This window comes from Micromonospora sp. WMMD956 (genome assembly GCF_029626125.1).
GTDB classification, from domain to species: domain Bacteria; phylum Actinomycetota; class Actinomycetes; order Mycobacteriales; family Micromonosporaceae; genus Micromonospora; species Micromonospora carbonacea.
In genome coordinates this window covers 876,798-891,680 of the sequence record NZ_JARUBI010000005.1, presented here as the reverse complement: position 1 = coordinate 891,680, position 14,883 = coordinate 876,798, and the positions used below count along the sequence as shown (strand labels likewise).

General features: G+C 74.8%; 13 protein-coding genes. 12 read left to right on the top strand and 1 reads right to left on the bottom strand.

Annotated features, from left to right (window positions below):
• The first annotated feature begins 113 nt into the window (after positions 1-113).
• From O7628_RS04170 to O7628_RS04150, 5 genes are read left to right on the top strand one after another with little or no spacing between them, the layout of a single operon-like run.
• Complete coding sequence (locus tag O7628_RS04170) at positions 114-2,210, top strand: DUF1800 domain-containing protein (protein WP_278128462.1); 2,097 nt, start codon at positions 114-116, stop codon at positions 2,208-2,210.
• Positions 2,211-2,242: 32 nt separating this feature from the next.
• On the top strand, positions 2,243-3,622 hold the full coding sequence (locus O7628_RS04165) for a DUF1501 domain-containing protein (RefSeq protein WP_278128460.1): 1,380 nt from the start codon (positions 2,243-2,245) through the stop codon (positions 3,620-3,622).
• Positions 3,619-5,037, top strand: a complete 1,419-nt coding sequence (locus tag O7628_RS04160; RefSeq protein ID WP_278128459.1) for a ferric reductase-like transmembrane domain-containing protein — start codon at positions 3,619-3,621, stop codon at positions 5,035-5,037. The genes O7628_RS04165 and O7628_RS04160 overlap by 4 nt, the downstream gene beginning before the upstream one ends.
• A 24-nt stretch (positions 5,038-5,061) precedes the next feature.
• Positions 5,062-5,622: an FMN-binding protein gene (locus O7628_RS04155; RefSeq protein WP_278128458.1), complete on the top strand. Its 561-nt coding sequence runs from the start codon at positions 5,062-5,064 to the stop codon at positions 5,620-5,622.
• A 49-nt stretch (positions 5,623-5,671) separates the two neighbouring features.
• A complete protein-coding gene (locus tag O7628_RS04150; RefSeq protein ID WP_278136205.1) occupies positions 5,672-6,412 on the top strand; it encodes an FAD:protein FMN transferase in 741 nt (246 codons plus the stop codon).
• Between the two features lie 489 nt (positions 6,413-6,901).
• Here the strand turns inward: O7628_RS04150 and O7628_RS04145 are convergent, their stop codons facing one another.
• A complete protein-coding gene (locus O7628_RS04145) occupies positions 6,902-7,573 on the bottom strand; it encodes a bifunctional DNA primase/polymerase (RefSeq protein WP_074474722.1) in 672 nt (223 codons plus the stop codon).
• A gap of 251 nt (positions 7,574-7,824) precedes the next feature.
• On the opposite strand from O7628_RS04145, the gene O7628_RS04140 reads away from it, so the two are divergent.
• The 7 genes from O7628_RS04140 (at position 7,825) to O7628_RS04110 (ending at position 14,776) form a co-directional block, all read left to right on the top strand.
• The gene (locus tag O7628_RS04140) at positions 7,825-9,054 is read left to right on the top strand and encodes a helix-turn-helix domain-containing protein (RefSeq protein ID WP_074474723.1); all 1,230 of its coding nucleotides are present in this window, start codon (positions 7,825-7,827) and stop codon (positions 9,052-9,054) included.
• Positions 9,051-9,653 carry a flavoprotein gene (locus O7628_RS04135; RefSeq protein WP_278128454.1) on the top strand — a complete coding sequence of 201 codons (603 nt, stop codon included), beginning with the start codon at positions 9,051-9,053 and terminating at the stop codon, positions 9,651-9,653. Before O7628_RS04140 ends, O7628_RS04135 begins: the two co-directional genes overlap by 4 nt.
• Positions 9,654-9,761: 108 nt before the next feature.
• Positions 9,762-10,718 carry a Nif3-like dinuclear metal center hexameric protein gene (locus tag O7628_RS04130; protein ID WP_178065964.1) on the top strand — a complete coding sequence of 319 codons (957 nt, stop codon included), beginning with the start codon at positions 9,762-9,764 and terminating at the stop codon, positions 10,716-10,718.
• Positions 10,708-11,445: a C4-type zinc ribbon domain-containing protein gene (locus O7628_RS04125; RefSeq protein ID WP_074474726.1), complete on the top strand. Its 738-nt coding sequence runs from the start codon at positions 10,708-10,710 to the stop codon at positions 11,443-11,445. The genes O7628_RS04130 and O7628_RS04125 overlap by 11 nt, the downstream gene beginning before the upstream one ends.
• 5 nt (positions 11,446-11,450) lie before the next feature.
• A complete protein-coding gene (locus O7628_RS04120) occupies positions 11,451-12,680 on the top strand; it encodes a bifunctional RNase H/acid phosphatase (protein ID WP_278128452.1) in 1,230 nt (409 codons plus the stop codon).
• A 201-nt stretch (positions 12,681-12,881) separates the two neighbouring features.
• Entirely contained in the window at positions 12,882-13,124 is a 243-nt protein-coding gene (locus tag O7628_RS04115; RefSeq protein WP_278128451.1) for a DUF3311 domain-containing protein, read from the top strand.
• Positions 13,124-14,776: a sodium:solute symporter gene (locus O7628_RS04110; RefSeq protein WP_278128449.1), complete on the top strand. Its 1,653-nt coding sequence runs from the start codon at positions 13,124-13,126 to the stop codon at positions 14,774-14,776. The genes O7628_RS04115 and O7628_RS04110 overlap by 1 nt, the downstream gene beginning before the upstream one ends.
• The last annotated feature ends 107 nt before the right edge of the window (positions 14,777-14,883 follow it).

Below are 14,883 nucleotides of genomic sequence, written 5' to 3'. Positions count from 1 at the left end.
TGAAGCCGTCTCCCCCCGTCGTTAACTTCCTGGGAACTCCTTGGGCAACAGTCGCCGCACCCGCCCCACCCCCGGGCTGGGCCTCCGGCGCTTGACGAAAACGGGATTGGTACATGGCCGACCAGAACGTGCCACCGCGCCGACCGCGGGACGACCGCGCCTGGGACGGGCGACAGCACCCCAGCCCGGACGCCTACCGCGAGCACGGACCATCCACCGCCTACGGACCCACCGGCCACCAGCCGGGCCAGCTCCCGTACCACCAGGCCCCGTACCCCGGCCGCCCGCAGCCCGCGTACCCGACGGTCGCCGCGGCGGACCACGACGCGGCCCGCCGGGGCCCGCGCTGGGTGGGCCCCGACGGCCTCGGCGGGCCCGCGCGCCCCGACGGCCCCGGACTGCCCAACCTGGACGACGACGGCGACCCCGGCCGCCGGGTGGGCCGCCGCCGCGCCCTCGCCGCGCTCGGCGGCACCGCCGCCGTGGTGGCCGGCGGCGCGGCCCTGGCGATGACCCCGCAGGTACGCGGCCTGCTCGACCTCGGCGACGCCCCGATCGGCGACGCCACCGGCACCACCGTCACCGACGGCAGCTCCGTGCGCCCCGGCGGCCAGCAGCCCAGCACCGTGCGCACCTACACGGAGCAGAACGAGAGCTACATGGGCTCCCGGGCCGGCGCGGCGCTGAAGCGGAACACGCCCACCGGTGGCCGCACCTTCTCCGGCCCGGCCGCCGCCGCCGAGGCGACCGAGGTGACGGTCAAGACGGTGCTCGCCAAGGACCCGGTGCGACACCTGGCCAGCCGGGCCACCTTCGGCGCCACCCCGAAGCTGCTCGCCGACATCAAGCGGATGGGCATCGACGCGTGGGTCCGCCAGCAGCTCGAACCCGAGAAGATCGCGCCCAGCGCCGCCGAGCTGAAGCTGTCCGAACTGCCCACCCTCAAGCTCAGCCCGCAGCAGCTGCGCGACCAGCGCGACGCGCTCAACGAGCGGGGCGCGCAGCCGGAACGCGAGCTGGTCGACGCCACCATCGCCCGGCAGATCTGGTCGGAGCGCCAGCTCTTCGAGGTGATGGTCGACTTCTGGAACGACTTCCTGCACGTCGCCGCCGACTTCGACGGCGGCGAGATCTACCGGGCGTCCTTCGACACCGACGTCGTGCGCAAGCACGCGCTGGGCAGCTACCCGGAGATGCTGGTCGCCGCGAACAGGCACCCCGCGCTGCTGCTCTACCTCAACCAGAACGACTCGCGCGCCGACGCGGTCAACGAGAACCTGGCCCGGGAGAACCTGGAGCTGTACTCCGTCGGCGTCGACGGCGGCTACACCGAGAAGGACGTGCGGCAGGCCGCCCTGCTCCAGACCGGCCGGGGCGTCAACGACGGGCAGTACGTGTTCCGCCCCGAGCGGCACTACCTGGGCAAGGTGAAGATCCTCGGCTTCAGCCACGCCAACGACTCCGACGACCCGAAGAAGGCCGACGCGGCCATCGACGCGTACATCGCGTACATCGCGCTGCACCCGTCGACCGCGAAGTACGTGGCGCAGAGCCTCGCCACCCGGTTCGTCTCGGACACCCCGCCGAAGTCCCTCGTGGACCGGCTCGCCAGGACGTACGCGGCGAACAAGGGCATGATCAAGCCGATGCTGATGACGCTGTTCAGCTCCTCGGAGTTCTGGGCGTCGGTCGGCCAGAAGGTGCGCCGCCCGATGGAGTACCTCGTCGCCACGTACCGCAGCCTCGGCGTGTCCCCGCAGGCGTCGCCGGCCTTCCAGCAGGGCGACAACCGGCGCACCGCGTTCGCGCAGGGGCTGCGGCAGGTCCAGGACAAGATGCGCGAGCTGGGCCAGTATCCGATGGGCCAGCCCACCCCGGACGGCTACCCCGACGTCTACGTCGCCTGGACCTCCGCCGGCACCATGGTCAACGGCTGGAACGAGGCCGGCGAGCTGCTCGGCGGCCGGCGCACCCAGTTCACCTACACCCCGCCGGAGAAGCTGGTCGCGAAGCCGCCGGCCACCGCCGGGGCGTACGTGGACGCGCTGGCCCAGCGCCTCGTGCACCAGAAGCTCAGCGCCCGGGAACGGGAGCTGATCCTCGACGTGGCCGGCGTCTCGGCGGGCACCCGGGTCGACGCCACGTTCGACGGGGCCGTCGCCGCCGTCGCGCGGGCGATCCTCGCGTCCCCCCAGCACCACCTGCGGTGAGGCACCCGATGGAGAAGCCGACGAGGCACCCGATGGAGAAGACCGTGCACCCGTTCCCCCTGCACCCCGAATGCCCCGACGTGCGCCGCCTGGCCGACGACCCGGCCGAGGCGCTGCTGCGGGCCGAGGCCGACATCGTCGCCGCCGAGAACGCCGCCGAGGCCGACCGCTACCGCCGGCTGGAGGCGCTGGAGGAGGCCCAGCAGGACGGCCGGGGCGTCACCCGACGCACCTTCGTCGCCGGGGCCGCCGCCACCGCGACCGCCCTGGCCACCGCCCAGTTCGTCACCACCTCCGCCTCGTTCGCGGCGACGAAGACCGGCACCCTGATCCACGTCTTCCTCTACGGCGGGCTGGACGGGCTGAGCCTGGTCGCCCCGGCCGACGACCCGGTGCTCGCCAAGGCCCGACCCGACCTGCTGCTCGGCGACGACTCCCTGGCCCTGGGCCGCGGCTTCAAGCTGACCAGCGCGTTCGCCCCGCTGGAGAAGTGGCTCAAGGCCGGGCAGCTCGGCTTCGTGCCGGCGGTCTCCGACGAGCGGCTGTCCCGCAGCCACTTCCAGGCCGCCGACGCCTGCAACCTCGGCGGGCTGCCCAACGAGACGGGCGGCCGGGGCTGGCTGGACAGCCTCGTCGACAACCTCGGCAAGGGCACCGCGTTCCGCAGCGTGGGCATCGGCAGCACCCTGCCCCGGTCGCTGGTCGGCACCAACGGCGCGCTGGCCATCAACAGCGTCGGCTCGCTGCGGCTCAACGGCGACGAGAAGTACCGGGCGGCCACCGAGAAGGCGATCCGGGGCCTGTTCACCGGGATCAACCACCCCGTCCAGGAGGCGGTGCAGGACGGCCTCGGCGCGCTGGCCACCGCGCAGCAGCTCGCGGCGAAGCCCTACCAGCCGGCCGAGGGCGTGAAGTACGAGGGCGTCGGCTACGCGTTCGGGCAGCTCGCCCAGCTCATCAAGGGCGGGGCCAACGTCCGGGTCGCCACCGTCGGGATGGGCGGCTACGACACCCACGAGAACCAGGGCACCCGCCCCGGCGGGCAGCTGCACCGCCGCCTCGGCGAGCTGGCCGCCGCGCTGGCCGCGTTCTTCACCGACCTCGGCGACGCCGCCGCCGACGTCACGGTCATGGTGTCCAGCGAGTTCGGCCGCCGGGTCGCCTCCAATGGCGGCGGCACCGACCACGGGCACGGCGGCGTGGTCACCGTCCTGTCCGGCCGCAAGCTCGCCGGCTCGCTGCTGGGCGCGTGGAACGGCCTGAGCGACCTCGACTCCGGCGACGTGCCCGAGTACAACAACATGTTCGACGTGTACGGCTCCGTGGCGCAGGGCCGGTTCGGTCTCACCACCGCCGAGGTCGACAAGATCTTCCCCCGGCAGAAGTTCAGCCCCATGAAGCTGTACGCGTGACCCACCCGCAGACCCACACCGCCGGCCGCCGTACGGGCAACCCCGCCCCGCACGGCGGCCGGTCGGCTGCGCCCGTACCCCCGGCTGCGGTGCCCCGGCGCGGGCCCGGCGGCCGGCGGGCGCTGGTGGGCCTGTTCTGGGCGGGCCTGGTCGCCGCCGTGCTGCCGTGGTGGCTGGACACCCCCGCCGGCTCCCTGGACACCACCGCCGCCGCGCTGACCGCCGCCGGCCGGATCACCGGCCTCGTGGCCGGCTACCTGCTGCTGGTGCAGGTGCTGATGACGACCCGCCTCGGCGTGTTCGAGCGGTCGGCCGGCCCGGAACGGATCTCCCGCTGGCACCGGGACGTCGGCGCGACCCTGCTGGTCACGGTGCTGGCCCACCTGTCGCTGATCGTGGTCGGCTACGCCGCCGAGGGCGGCCGGTCGGTGCCCGGCCAGGCCGGCGAGCTGCTGGCCGACTACGAGGACATGGTGGGCGCGTTCGCCGCGGCCGGCATCCTGGTGCTGCTCGGCCTCACCGGGGTCCGCGCGCTGCGCCGGGCGCTGCCCTACGAGCTGTGGTACCACCTGCACCTGGCCAGCTACCTCGCCGTCGTGCTCGGGTTCGGCCACCAGTTCAGCAACGGCGCGCAGCTCTTTCCGCCCGGGCCGGTGCGCACCGGCTGGATCGCCGCGTACGCGCTGGTGGCCGCCGCCCTGATCGGGGGCCGGGTGGTCGCCCCGCTGCGATTCAACCTGCGGCACCGGCTGCGGGTGGCCGACGTCGTCGCGGAGAGCCGCGACACGGTGTCGATCTACCTGACGGGCCGGCGGCTGCACCGGCTCGACCTGCTCGGCGGGCAGTTCCTGCGCTGGCGGTTCCTCGCGCCGGGCTGCTGGTGGCAGTCGCACCCGTTCTCCGTCTCCGCCGCCGCGAACGGCCGCTGGCTGCGGCTGACCGTCAAGGTGGTCGGCGCGCACACCGCCGACCTGCGCGAGCTGGCGCAGGGCACCCGGGTGTGGGCGCAGGGCCCGGCGGGCACCTTCACCGCCGCCCACCGCCGCCGGGAGCGGGCCCTGCTGATCGCCGGCGGCAGCGGCATCGCCCCGCTGCGGGCCATGCTGGAGGAGCTGCCGCCGGGCGCGGCCCTGATCTACCGGGCCCGCACCCCCGACGACGTGCTGCTCCAGCGGGAGCTGGACTGGCTCGCCCAGGAACGCGGCACCGACGTCTGGTACGTCGTCGGCTCCCGCGACGACCCCGGCCCCCGGCAGGTGCTCAGCGCCCAGGGGCTGCGCGAGCTGGTGCCCGACGTGGCCCGCCGCGACGTCTACCTGTGCGGGCCGCCCGGCCTGGTCGCGCAGGCGGTCCGCGCGCTGCGGGCGGCCGGCGTGCCCCGCCGCCAGGTCCACCGCGCCACCTTCGAGCTGTAGTCCTTCGCCGAGAGGTCCCCCGCCATGCGTCGCGCGCTCCTCGCGATCACCGGCCTCGCCGCCGGCACCACCGCCCTGGTGGTGCTCAAGGGTTCCCCGGGCGTCGGCCAGGCCGCCCACGAGCCGCCGGCCGTCGCCGCCCCGTCGGGCGGGGCCACCCCGCCGGCCGGCACCGCCACCCTCGGCGCGAAGCCCCGCGCCCGCGCCACCACCCCGGCCGCCACCCGCACCCCGTCGGCCCGCGCCACCACGGCCCGGCCCACCTCGGCCCCGCGCGCCACCACCGCCGCGCCGCGCGCGACGACCCGCCGGGTCACCGGGCCGGTCGTCGAGAACGAGTACGGCAACGTGCAGGTGCAGATCGTCGTCTCCGGCACCCGGATCGTCGACGCCGTGGCCCTGGAGCTGCCGCAGGAGACCGCGCAGTCCGACCGGCGCAGCGAGCAGGTCGACGGCCGCTACAGCGGCCCCTCGGGGCAGGTCGTGCAGCGGCAGAGCGCCGAGGTGGACACGGTCTCCGGGGCGACCGCCACCAGCGAGTCCTACCGGCGGTCGCTCCAGGCCGCCATCGACCGGGCCCGCTGAGGTGGCGGCGGCACCGACCCGGCCGGGCCTGCGCCGGGTCGAGCAGATCATGGGTACGGCGATCAGCCTCGACCTCGCCGACGACCTGCCCGCCGGGCGGCTGCACGAGCTGGCCGAGGAGACGTTCGCCTGGCTGCGGGAGGTCGACGCCCGGTTCAGCACCTACCGGGCCGACAGCGAGCTGCGCCGCTTCGACCGGGGCGAGGTGCTGCTGTCGGAGGCGTCGCCGGACCTGCGGGCCGTCCTGGGCCGCTGCGCCGACCTGTGGGGCGACACCGACGGCTTCTTCGACGCGTACGCGACCGGCGCGCTGGACCCGTCCGGCTACGTGAAGGGCTGGGCGGCGCAGGTCGCCTCCGACCGGCTGCTCGCCGCCGGCGCGCCGAACCACTGCGTGAACGCGGGCGGCGACGTGCGGGCGCGAGGACTGTCGGCGGGCGGCCGGCCGTGGCGGATCGGCGTGCGGCACCCGTGGGACGAGACCTCGACGTGCCTGGTGCTCACCGGCACCGACCTGGCGATCGCCACCTCCGGGGTGTACGAGCGCGGCCACCACGTGCTCGACCCGCGCCGGGGTGCCCCGGCCACCGGCCTGCGTTCGGTCACCGTGGTCGGCGCGGATCTCGGCGTCGCCGACGCGTACGCCACGGCGGCGGTGGCGATGGGCGTGGCCGGCATCGGCTGGCTGGACCGCCTGGCGGGCCACGAGCACGCGATCGTCACCGACGACGCCCGCCTCCTGCACTCGCCCCGCCTCCCGACCCTCCCACCCCTCCCCACGGCTCCCTGACCGCCCATGCCTCCGCGATCTTGCAGTTGCGGCCCCCGACGCGTGGCATTTCTCCCACCTTGTCGGGGCCCAAAGTGCAAGATCGCGGGGGTGAACGCGGGCGCCGGCGGGGGCGGGGTCAGCTGGTGGGGCGGCGGGTGCCGGCCGGGTGGGAGCCCAGCGGGCGGGGGCGGCCCGGGCGCGAGCCCGGCGGACGGGTGGGCGGCCAGCGCCGTGGCCGGCGGTGGTGCGGCGGCGGTTCCGCCCCGTCGGGTCGGCGCGCCGCGTCATCCCTGGACATCAGACCCCCGATCGGGGCGCTGTCGCGCCCTCGCCCGGGTCAACGACGCCCGTGGCGGCCGGGACGCTGCCCGCCCGGCGTCCGCTCCCCGACAGCAACCGTCCCCGGCCGCCCGCCGAGGGCGCGTGGTGTCCGCCGCCTACCGAGGGCGTCACGCGTCGGTCGCCTGTCGGCGGCGGGCTGCGGCGGTCGCCTGCCGGCCGTGGCCCTCACCAGCCGCGCCGGGGCAGCGGCAGGTGACCGGGGAGCAGTTCGGCCGGCAGCGCCACGCCGGTGGCCCGCAGGGCGTCGACCAGCACGTTCTGCATGAGGTAGGAGTCCGGAAGCTGCCAGCGCGCCTGCTCCGGGGCGACCGCCCAGCGGACCGGGCCCTCCGGCAGCCGGGTCGGCGGGGCGGCGATCCACGAGCCGACGCCGTGCCGGACCACGTGGAAGCAGTGTTCCAGCTCGGGCCGGAGCGGGTCGCCCGGGCGGACCAGGAACATCCAGCGCCCGGTGGGGGTGACCAGCACCGGCCCCCGGACCCCGAGGCCGGCCGGGTGTGTCCCGACGGAGTCGAGCACGTGCCGCCCGAGGTGGGCCGGCACCTCCAGGACGTCGAAGGCGCGCCCGGTGGGCAGCAGCACCCCGTGCGGGCGGCTGCGCCACCAGGTCGCCACCCGGGCCGGGTCGGCCGTGGCGGCCCGCTCCCACTCCTGGAGGGCGGGGTGGCAGCCGACGGTGGGGCAGCCGGCCCGGCCGCACACGAAGCGACTGCGGGCCAGACACGCGCCGGGAGTCACCTCCCAGCCGTGCGCGGCGTAGCGGACGGCGACCCTCCGCAGCCGGACCCGTTCCAGCGGCGACAGCTGTGCGACCCGTGGGCCGACGTTCCCCCACATTCGTTCGTACTCCCTCCGCCGGGCATCCCTAGGTGCCAGGTCACATGTCGAGCGCCGTCACTGCCGTAGACCGCCGTCGTTGACCTGACGGAACAGTTGGTGCAAGTTGCACGAAAGCTATGAGGGTCACCCGTACGGCCGACGTACAGGCTGTGCGACCAGCGAAAACCTGAGGACGAACGGACTGCCGCGCCACCCGCGCAGGCGGCCGCCGGTGGCCGGTCGGCCCCCGGCAGGGGAGGGACGGGGAGATGGACGAGTTACCCATTGGCCGGCGGGTGGCCTACTGGCGCGGGCGGCGCAAGCTGTCCCAACAGGTCTTCGCCGACCGGCTCGGCAAGTCCAAGAGCTGGGTGGACAAGGTCGAGCGCGGGGTGCGCCGGCTCGACAAGTTCTCCGTCCTCTACGAGATCGCCTACATCCTCGAAGTCGACGTGCAGCTGCTGCTGGGCAAGGACCCGGAGCGGCGGGCCGACGCCCTCAACTGCATCGACCAGGTCGAGGTCCAGGAGATCCGGGCCGCCCTGGAGCGGTACGACTCGATGAGCGCCTACTTCGACGCGGCCCCTTACCCGCCGCCCCTGGTGGACATGCGCAAGGCGGTCAACCACGCCTGGCTCACCTACCAGTACGGCCGCTACGGGATGCTGACCCGGGCGCTGCCGAAGCTGCTGCGCGACGCCCAGGCCGCCGACGCCGGCCACGACGGCGACCACTCCCGGGAGGCGGCGCACCTGCTCGGCCAGGTCTACCAGATCGCCTCCTCGGTGCTGCGCAAGCTCGGCGAGTGCGACCTCGCCTGGTTGGCCGCCGACCGGTCGATGGCCGTCGCCCAGCGGGCCGACGACCCGCTGCTGGCCGGCATCGCCACCACCCGGGTCTGCAACGCGATGGTCGCGATGGGCCGCCCCCGTCCCGCGCTGGAGCTCAACCTCACCATCGCCAACCGGCTCGCCCCCGGTGGGGGCAACGACACCGACCCGGGGCGGCTCTCCGTCTACGGGCTGCTGCTGTTGCAGGGCGCGATGGCCGCCGCGCGGCTCGGCGACTCCGCCACCGTCGACGACCTGATCAACGGCGCCCACGAGGCGGCCCTGCTGCTGGGCAGCGACCAGAACCACTACTGGACGTCGTTCGGCCCGACCAACGTGGAGCTGCACCGGGCCGCCGCCGCCGTGGAGCTGGGCGACGGGGGGCGGGCGGTGGAGGTCCACCAGCAGCGCATCGCCGAGCCGGCGTTCAACACCCTGCTGCCCGAGCGCCGCGCCCACCACCTGCTCGACCTGGCCCGGGGCTTCGCCCAGATCGGCGACGTGGCCAACGCCGGGGAGATGCTGCTGCGCGGCGACCGGCTCGCCCCCTCGGAGATCCGCTGCCGTCCCATCGCCCACGAGGTGATGTCGGACGTCCTGCGTCGCACAAGGGGTGCGCCGCCTTCGCTGATCGCGGAGTTGGCTGAGCACATGGGAGTGGGAGTATGAGCGCGGCGGGGGTCGGGATCACCGATCCGCACCGCAGCAGCGAGCGCCGCGAGGTGCTCTACGTCATCGCCTGCGGGTCGCCGCTGGCCAGCCACGTCGGCCGGCTCGTGGAACTGGCCCAGCAGGACGGCTGGGACGTGTGCGTGGTCACCACGCCGGACGGCGCGAAGTTCGTCGACCGGCCGGCGCTGGCCCGCCAGACCGGTCATCCGGTCCGCAGCCGCTACAAGGACCCGGGCGACCCGGACGTGCTGCCCCCGGCCGACGCGATGGTCGTCTGCCCGGCGACGTCCAACACGGTCAACAAGTGGGCGGCCGGGATCACCGACACCCTCGCCCTCGGCCTGCTGGTCGAGGGGCAGGGCAAGGGGGTGCCGATCGTGGCGGTGCCGTTCACCAACGTCGCGATGGCCGGGCACCCGGCCTTCCGGGCCAGCCTGGCCCGGCTGGCCGAGTGGGGGGTCGACGTCGTCTTCGGCGACCACGTCGTCCCGCTGCACCCGCCCGGCACCGGCGAGCACCACCTGCACGCGTTCCCCTGGGCCGCCGTCCTGGCTGCCGTGCGCGGCCTGCGCTGCCCGGTGAGCCCGGCCGCCTGAGCCCGGCCGAGAAGCAGGGGCCCCTTGTCAGCGGATTCCGTCGGCCGAGGGGCCCCTGCCCACCGCCGAGGCCGTGACGCGCGGCCGACGCCGGTAAGCTGGCCCGCCGTGAGCACAACCGCGACACCGCCGCCGCCGACGACCGTGGCCGACGTGGTGGCGGCACTCGCGCGCCGCTACCCGACCAGCTGGGCCGAGGAGTGGGACCGGGTGGGGTTGGTGCTCGGCGAGCCCACCGCCCCGGTGCGCCGGGTGGCCTGCGTGGTCGACGTGGTCCCCGAGACGGTCGCCGAGGCCCTCGCCGCCGGCGCCGACATGATCGTGGCCCACCATCCGCTGCTGCTGCGCGGGGTCTCCTCCGTCGCCCCGACGACGTTCAAGGGGCGCATCGTCCACGACCTGATCAAGGCCGACGTGGCGTTGTACGTCGCGCACACCAACGCCGACGTGGCCGACCCGGGCGTCTCCGACTCCCTCGCGGCCCGCTTCGGGCTGACCGGCCTGCGCCCGCTGCACCCGCCGGCCCCCGGCTCCCCGGCCGCCGGCGCGGGGCGGGGCATCGGCCGCATCGGCGAGCTGCCCCGGCCCATGACCCTCGCCGAGCTGACCCGGCACGCCGCCGCCGTGCTCCCCGTCACCGCCTGGGGCGTTCGCGCCGCCGGCGATCCCGGGCGTATGGTTCGTACCCTCGCGGTCAGCGGCGGCTCGGGGGACGCGTTCCTCGGCGCGGCGACCGCGGCCGGCGTCGACGCCTACCTGACCTCCGACCTGCGCCACCACCCCGCCGGCGAGCACCTCGCCGCCGGCGGCCCCGCCCTGCTGGACGCCGCCCACTGGGCGACCGAGCGACCCTGGCTCGACGACCTGGCCGCCGCCCTGCGGGCCGAGCTGGGCGTCGAGACCGTCGTGTCCGACCTGGACACCGACCCGTGGACGGTGCACGCCGCCGCCCCCACGGCTGCCGGCCCGGCAGCCACCCGCACCGTGCCCGGCGGCGCCGCCCCGGGACCCGCCGCCGACCCCGCCCCCGCCGCGGACGACAAGGAGCCCCGACGTGAAGGCTGACCCGAAGGTCCAGCGCCGCCTGCTCGACCTCCAGGCGATCGACACCACCCTCGCCCAGCTCGCCCACCGCCGCCGCACCCTGCCCGAGCTGGCCGAGCTGGAGGCCCTCGCCCGGGAGCTGTCCGCGCTGGAGGACGAGCGGGTCCGCGCCCAGGTCGCCGTCGACGACCTGGACCGCGACATCGCCCGCATCGAGAAGGACGTCGACCAGGTCCGGGCCCGCAAGAGCAAGGACGAGGCGCGGCTGGCCGCCGGCAGCGGCCCGGCCCGGGAGCTGGAGGCGCTCCAGCACGAGCTGGTCTCGCTCAACCGCCGGCAGAGCGACCTGGAGGACGCCGAGCTGGAGCTGATGGAGCAGCGGGAGACCGCCCAGGGCGTACTCGACGGGATCGAACGGCGGGCGGCCGAGGCGCGCGAGCGGCGGGCGGCGGCCGAGCAGCGGCGCGACGACGCCCTCGCCGAGATCGCCAAGGAGGAGGAGTTCAAGCGGCAGTCCCGCCAGCCCCTCGCCGGTGACCTCCCGGCGGACCTGGTCACCCTCTACGACAAGATCCGCGCCGACACGGGGCTCGGCGCGGCCCTGCTCACCGGCGGGCGCTGCGGCGGCTGCCGGCTGGAGCTCTACGGCGCGGACATGGCCCGCATCCGCAGGGCCGCGCCGGACGACGTGGTGCGCTGCGAGGAGTGCCGCCGCATCATGGTCCGCACCAACGAGTCGGGGCTGTAGCTCCGATGGCGGTGCGCGCGGTCGTCGTCGAGGCCGACGGCGGGTCCCGGGGCAACCCCGGCCCGGCCGGCTACGGCGCGGTGGTCCGGGACGCGGCCAGCGGCGAGGTGCTCGCCGAACGCTCCGCGGCGATCGGCACGGCCACCAACAACGTCGCCGAATACCGGGGGCTGATCGCCGGCCTGGAGGCCGCCGCCGAGCTGGGCGCGGTCGAGGTCGACGCCCGGATGGACTCCAAGCTGGTGGTCGAGCAGATGTGCGGCCGCTGGCAGATCAAGCACCCGGGGCTGCGCCCGCTGGCCGCGCAGGCCGCGGCGCTGGTCGGCCGGTTCGCGGCGGTGCGCTTCCAGTGGATCCCCCGGGAGCGCAACCGGCACGCCGACGCCCTGGCCAACGCCGCGATGGACGCGGCGGCCACCGGCGGGAAGGCCCGGAAGGCCGACGCGGGCGGGGCGGCCCGGCCCGCCGCCGAGCCGCCCCGCGAGGTCGCCGCACCCGACTCGCCCGCCCGCGCCCTCGCCCGGGAGGCCGCCGCCCGCGCCGCCACGAAGCGGGCCGGCACCGACCCGGCGACCGCCCCCGCCTCCTGGGAGCCGCGCCCCAGCGACACCGCGACCCGGCTGATCCTGGTGCGGCACGGCGAGACCGAGTTCACCGAGCAGCGCCGCTACTCCGGCCGCGGCGACGTGCCGCTGTCCGCCCGGGGCCGCGCCCAGGTGCGGGCCACGGCCGCCCGGGTGGCCGCCCTCGCCCCGGCCGTCGCGGCCGTGGTCAGCTCGCCGTTGTCCCGGTGTACGGCCACCGCGCGGGCGATCGCCGGGGCGCTGCGCGAGCCCGTGCCGGTACGCACCGACGACGACCTGATCGAGTGCGACTTCGGGGCGTGGGAGGGGCGCACCTTCGCCGAGGTGCGCGCCGGCTGGCAGGGCGAGCTGGACGCGTGGCTCGCCTCGACCCGGGTCGCCCCGCCCGACGGGGAGTCGTTCACCGAGGTCGCCGCCCGGGTGACCCGGGCCACGGACGCGCTGGTCGGGGCGTACCCCGGGGAGACCGTGGTGGTGGTCTCGCACGTCTCGCCGATCAAGCTGGTGCTGCGCGAGGCCCTCGCCGCCGACGACGCGTTCCTGCACCGGCTCTACCTCGACGCGGCCGGCATCTCGGTGCTCGACCGGTGGCCCGACGGCGGCGTCGCGGTGCGCTCGGTCAACGACACCGCCCACCTCGCCGCGCTCTGACCCACCGCTCACCGGCGGCCGCCCGACGGGACGGCCGCCGGTCTCGTCTGCCCGCGACCGGAGAGACATCGACGGACATGCCGTTCGGCGCACCCGGCGGCCCGCTCGGCGCACCGTCCCACGCCGGTCGAACGTGACGCCCGTCACCACGTCGTAACGTCCGGCCGTCATGGGGAGACGAGACCACCGGAGGTGTGTCGTATGACCGCATCCGAACCGGAGGAACCCGGCTCGGCGTCGTCCAGGGCGAAGGACCACAGCCCCTGGAACTGGTTGCTGTTCGTCCCGATCGTGGTGCCGCTGATCCCGGTGTTCTTCAACGCCGACGCGCCGCGCGTGTTCGGGTTCCCGCGCTTCTACTGGCTGCAACTGGCCTACATCCTGCTCGGCGTGACCACCACCACGCTGGTCTACCGGCTGACCAGGAAGCGGGGTGGTCACTGATGTGGCGCGACCATCTGACCGAGATCATCGTCTTCACGGTGCTGTTCCTGCTGGTCAGCGTCATGGGTTTCGTGGCGGCCCGGTGGCGGGCGCCGAGGGACATGGCCCACCTCGACGAGTGGGGGCTGGGCGGGCGCAGCTTCGGCGGCTGGATCACCTGGTTCCTCGTCGGCGGTGACCTCTACACGGCGTACACGTTCGTGGCGGTGCCGGCGCTGGTGTTCGGCGCGGGCGCGATGGGCTTCTTCGCGGTGCCGTACACGATCGTGATCTACCCGATGGTGTTCCTGGTGCTGTGCCGGCTCTGGTCGGTGTCGCACCGGCACGGCTTCGTCACCCCCGCCGACTTCGTCCGCAGCCGGTTCGACTCGCCGGTGCTGGCGCTGGTCGTCGCGGTCACCGGCATCGTCGCCACCATGCCGTACATCGCGCTGCAACTCGTCGGCATCGAGGCGGTGCTCAAGACCATGGGGGTGACCGGCGAGAGCGCCCTCGCGCGGCACCTGCCGATCATCATCGCGTTCGCGATCCTGGCCGCCTACACCTACCAGTCGGGGCTGCGCGCGCCCGCGCTGATCGCGTTCGTCAAGGACACGCTGATCTACGTGGTGATCCTGGTGGCGGTGCTCTGGCTGCCGCAGAAGCTGGGCGGCTGGGGCTCGATCTTCGACGCCGCCGAGGCGAAGTTCCAGGCCACGGCGCAGAACCCCAACGACGGGATCCTGCTCAACGCCAACAACCAGCTCCAGTACGTCACCCTGGCGTTCGGCTCGGCGCTGGCGCTGTTCCTCTACCCGCACAGCATCACCGGCGTGCTGGCCAGCCGGAACCGGGACGTGATCAAGCGGAACATGTCGGCGCTGCCCGCGTACAGCCTGGTCCTCGGGTTGATCGCGCTGCTCGGCTACATGGCCATCGCGGCGGGGGTGAAGCCGCTGCCCGGGTCGACGCCCGGCAGCGCGGACGCGAACACGGTCGTGCCGGTGCTGTTCGACCAGCAGTTCCCCGACTGGTTCGCCGGGGTCGCGTACGCGGCCATCGGCATCGGGGCGCTGGTGCCGGCGGCGATCATGTCGATCGCGGCGGCGAACCTGTTCACCCGCAACATCTACAAGGAGTACCTGAAGCGGGACGCCAGCCCGGCCCAGGAGGCGAACGTCTCGAAGATCACCTCGCTGGTGGTGAAGGTCGGCGCGGTGGCCTGCATCGTCTTCCTCGACCCGCAGTTCTCCATCGACCTCCAGCTCATCGGCGGCGTGATCATCCTCCAGACGCTGCCGGCGGTGGCGCTGGGCCTCTACACCCGCTGGTTCCACCGGGGCGCGCTGATCGCCGGCTGGGCGGCCGGCATGGGGCTGGGCATGTGGATGCTCTACCAGATCCCCAACCCGGCGACGAAGCGCGCCCACTTCGGCGGCTCGGCGTTCCCGCTGAGCGACTTCGGCTTCGACACCAAGAAGACGATCTACGTGGGGATCGTGGCGGTGCTGGTGAACCTGCTGGTCGCCGCCCTGGTGACCCTGGCCCTGCGGGCGGCGAAGGTGGACGCGGGCCGCGACGGCACCACGCCGGACGACTACTTCGCCGACGAGGGCGACCCGCGCGTCACCCCGGGCCCGGCCCGCGACGCCGACGCCGCCCCTGTGGGGTAAGGAAGGGCCCCCTGTTAACGCATTCTGTTGTACAGGGGGCCCTTCCTAACAAGCCTGCCGCCAGGCGCGCGCCCGGCGCGGCGGGAGGGCGCGGACGCCCGGCGGCG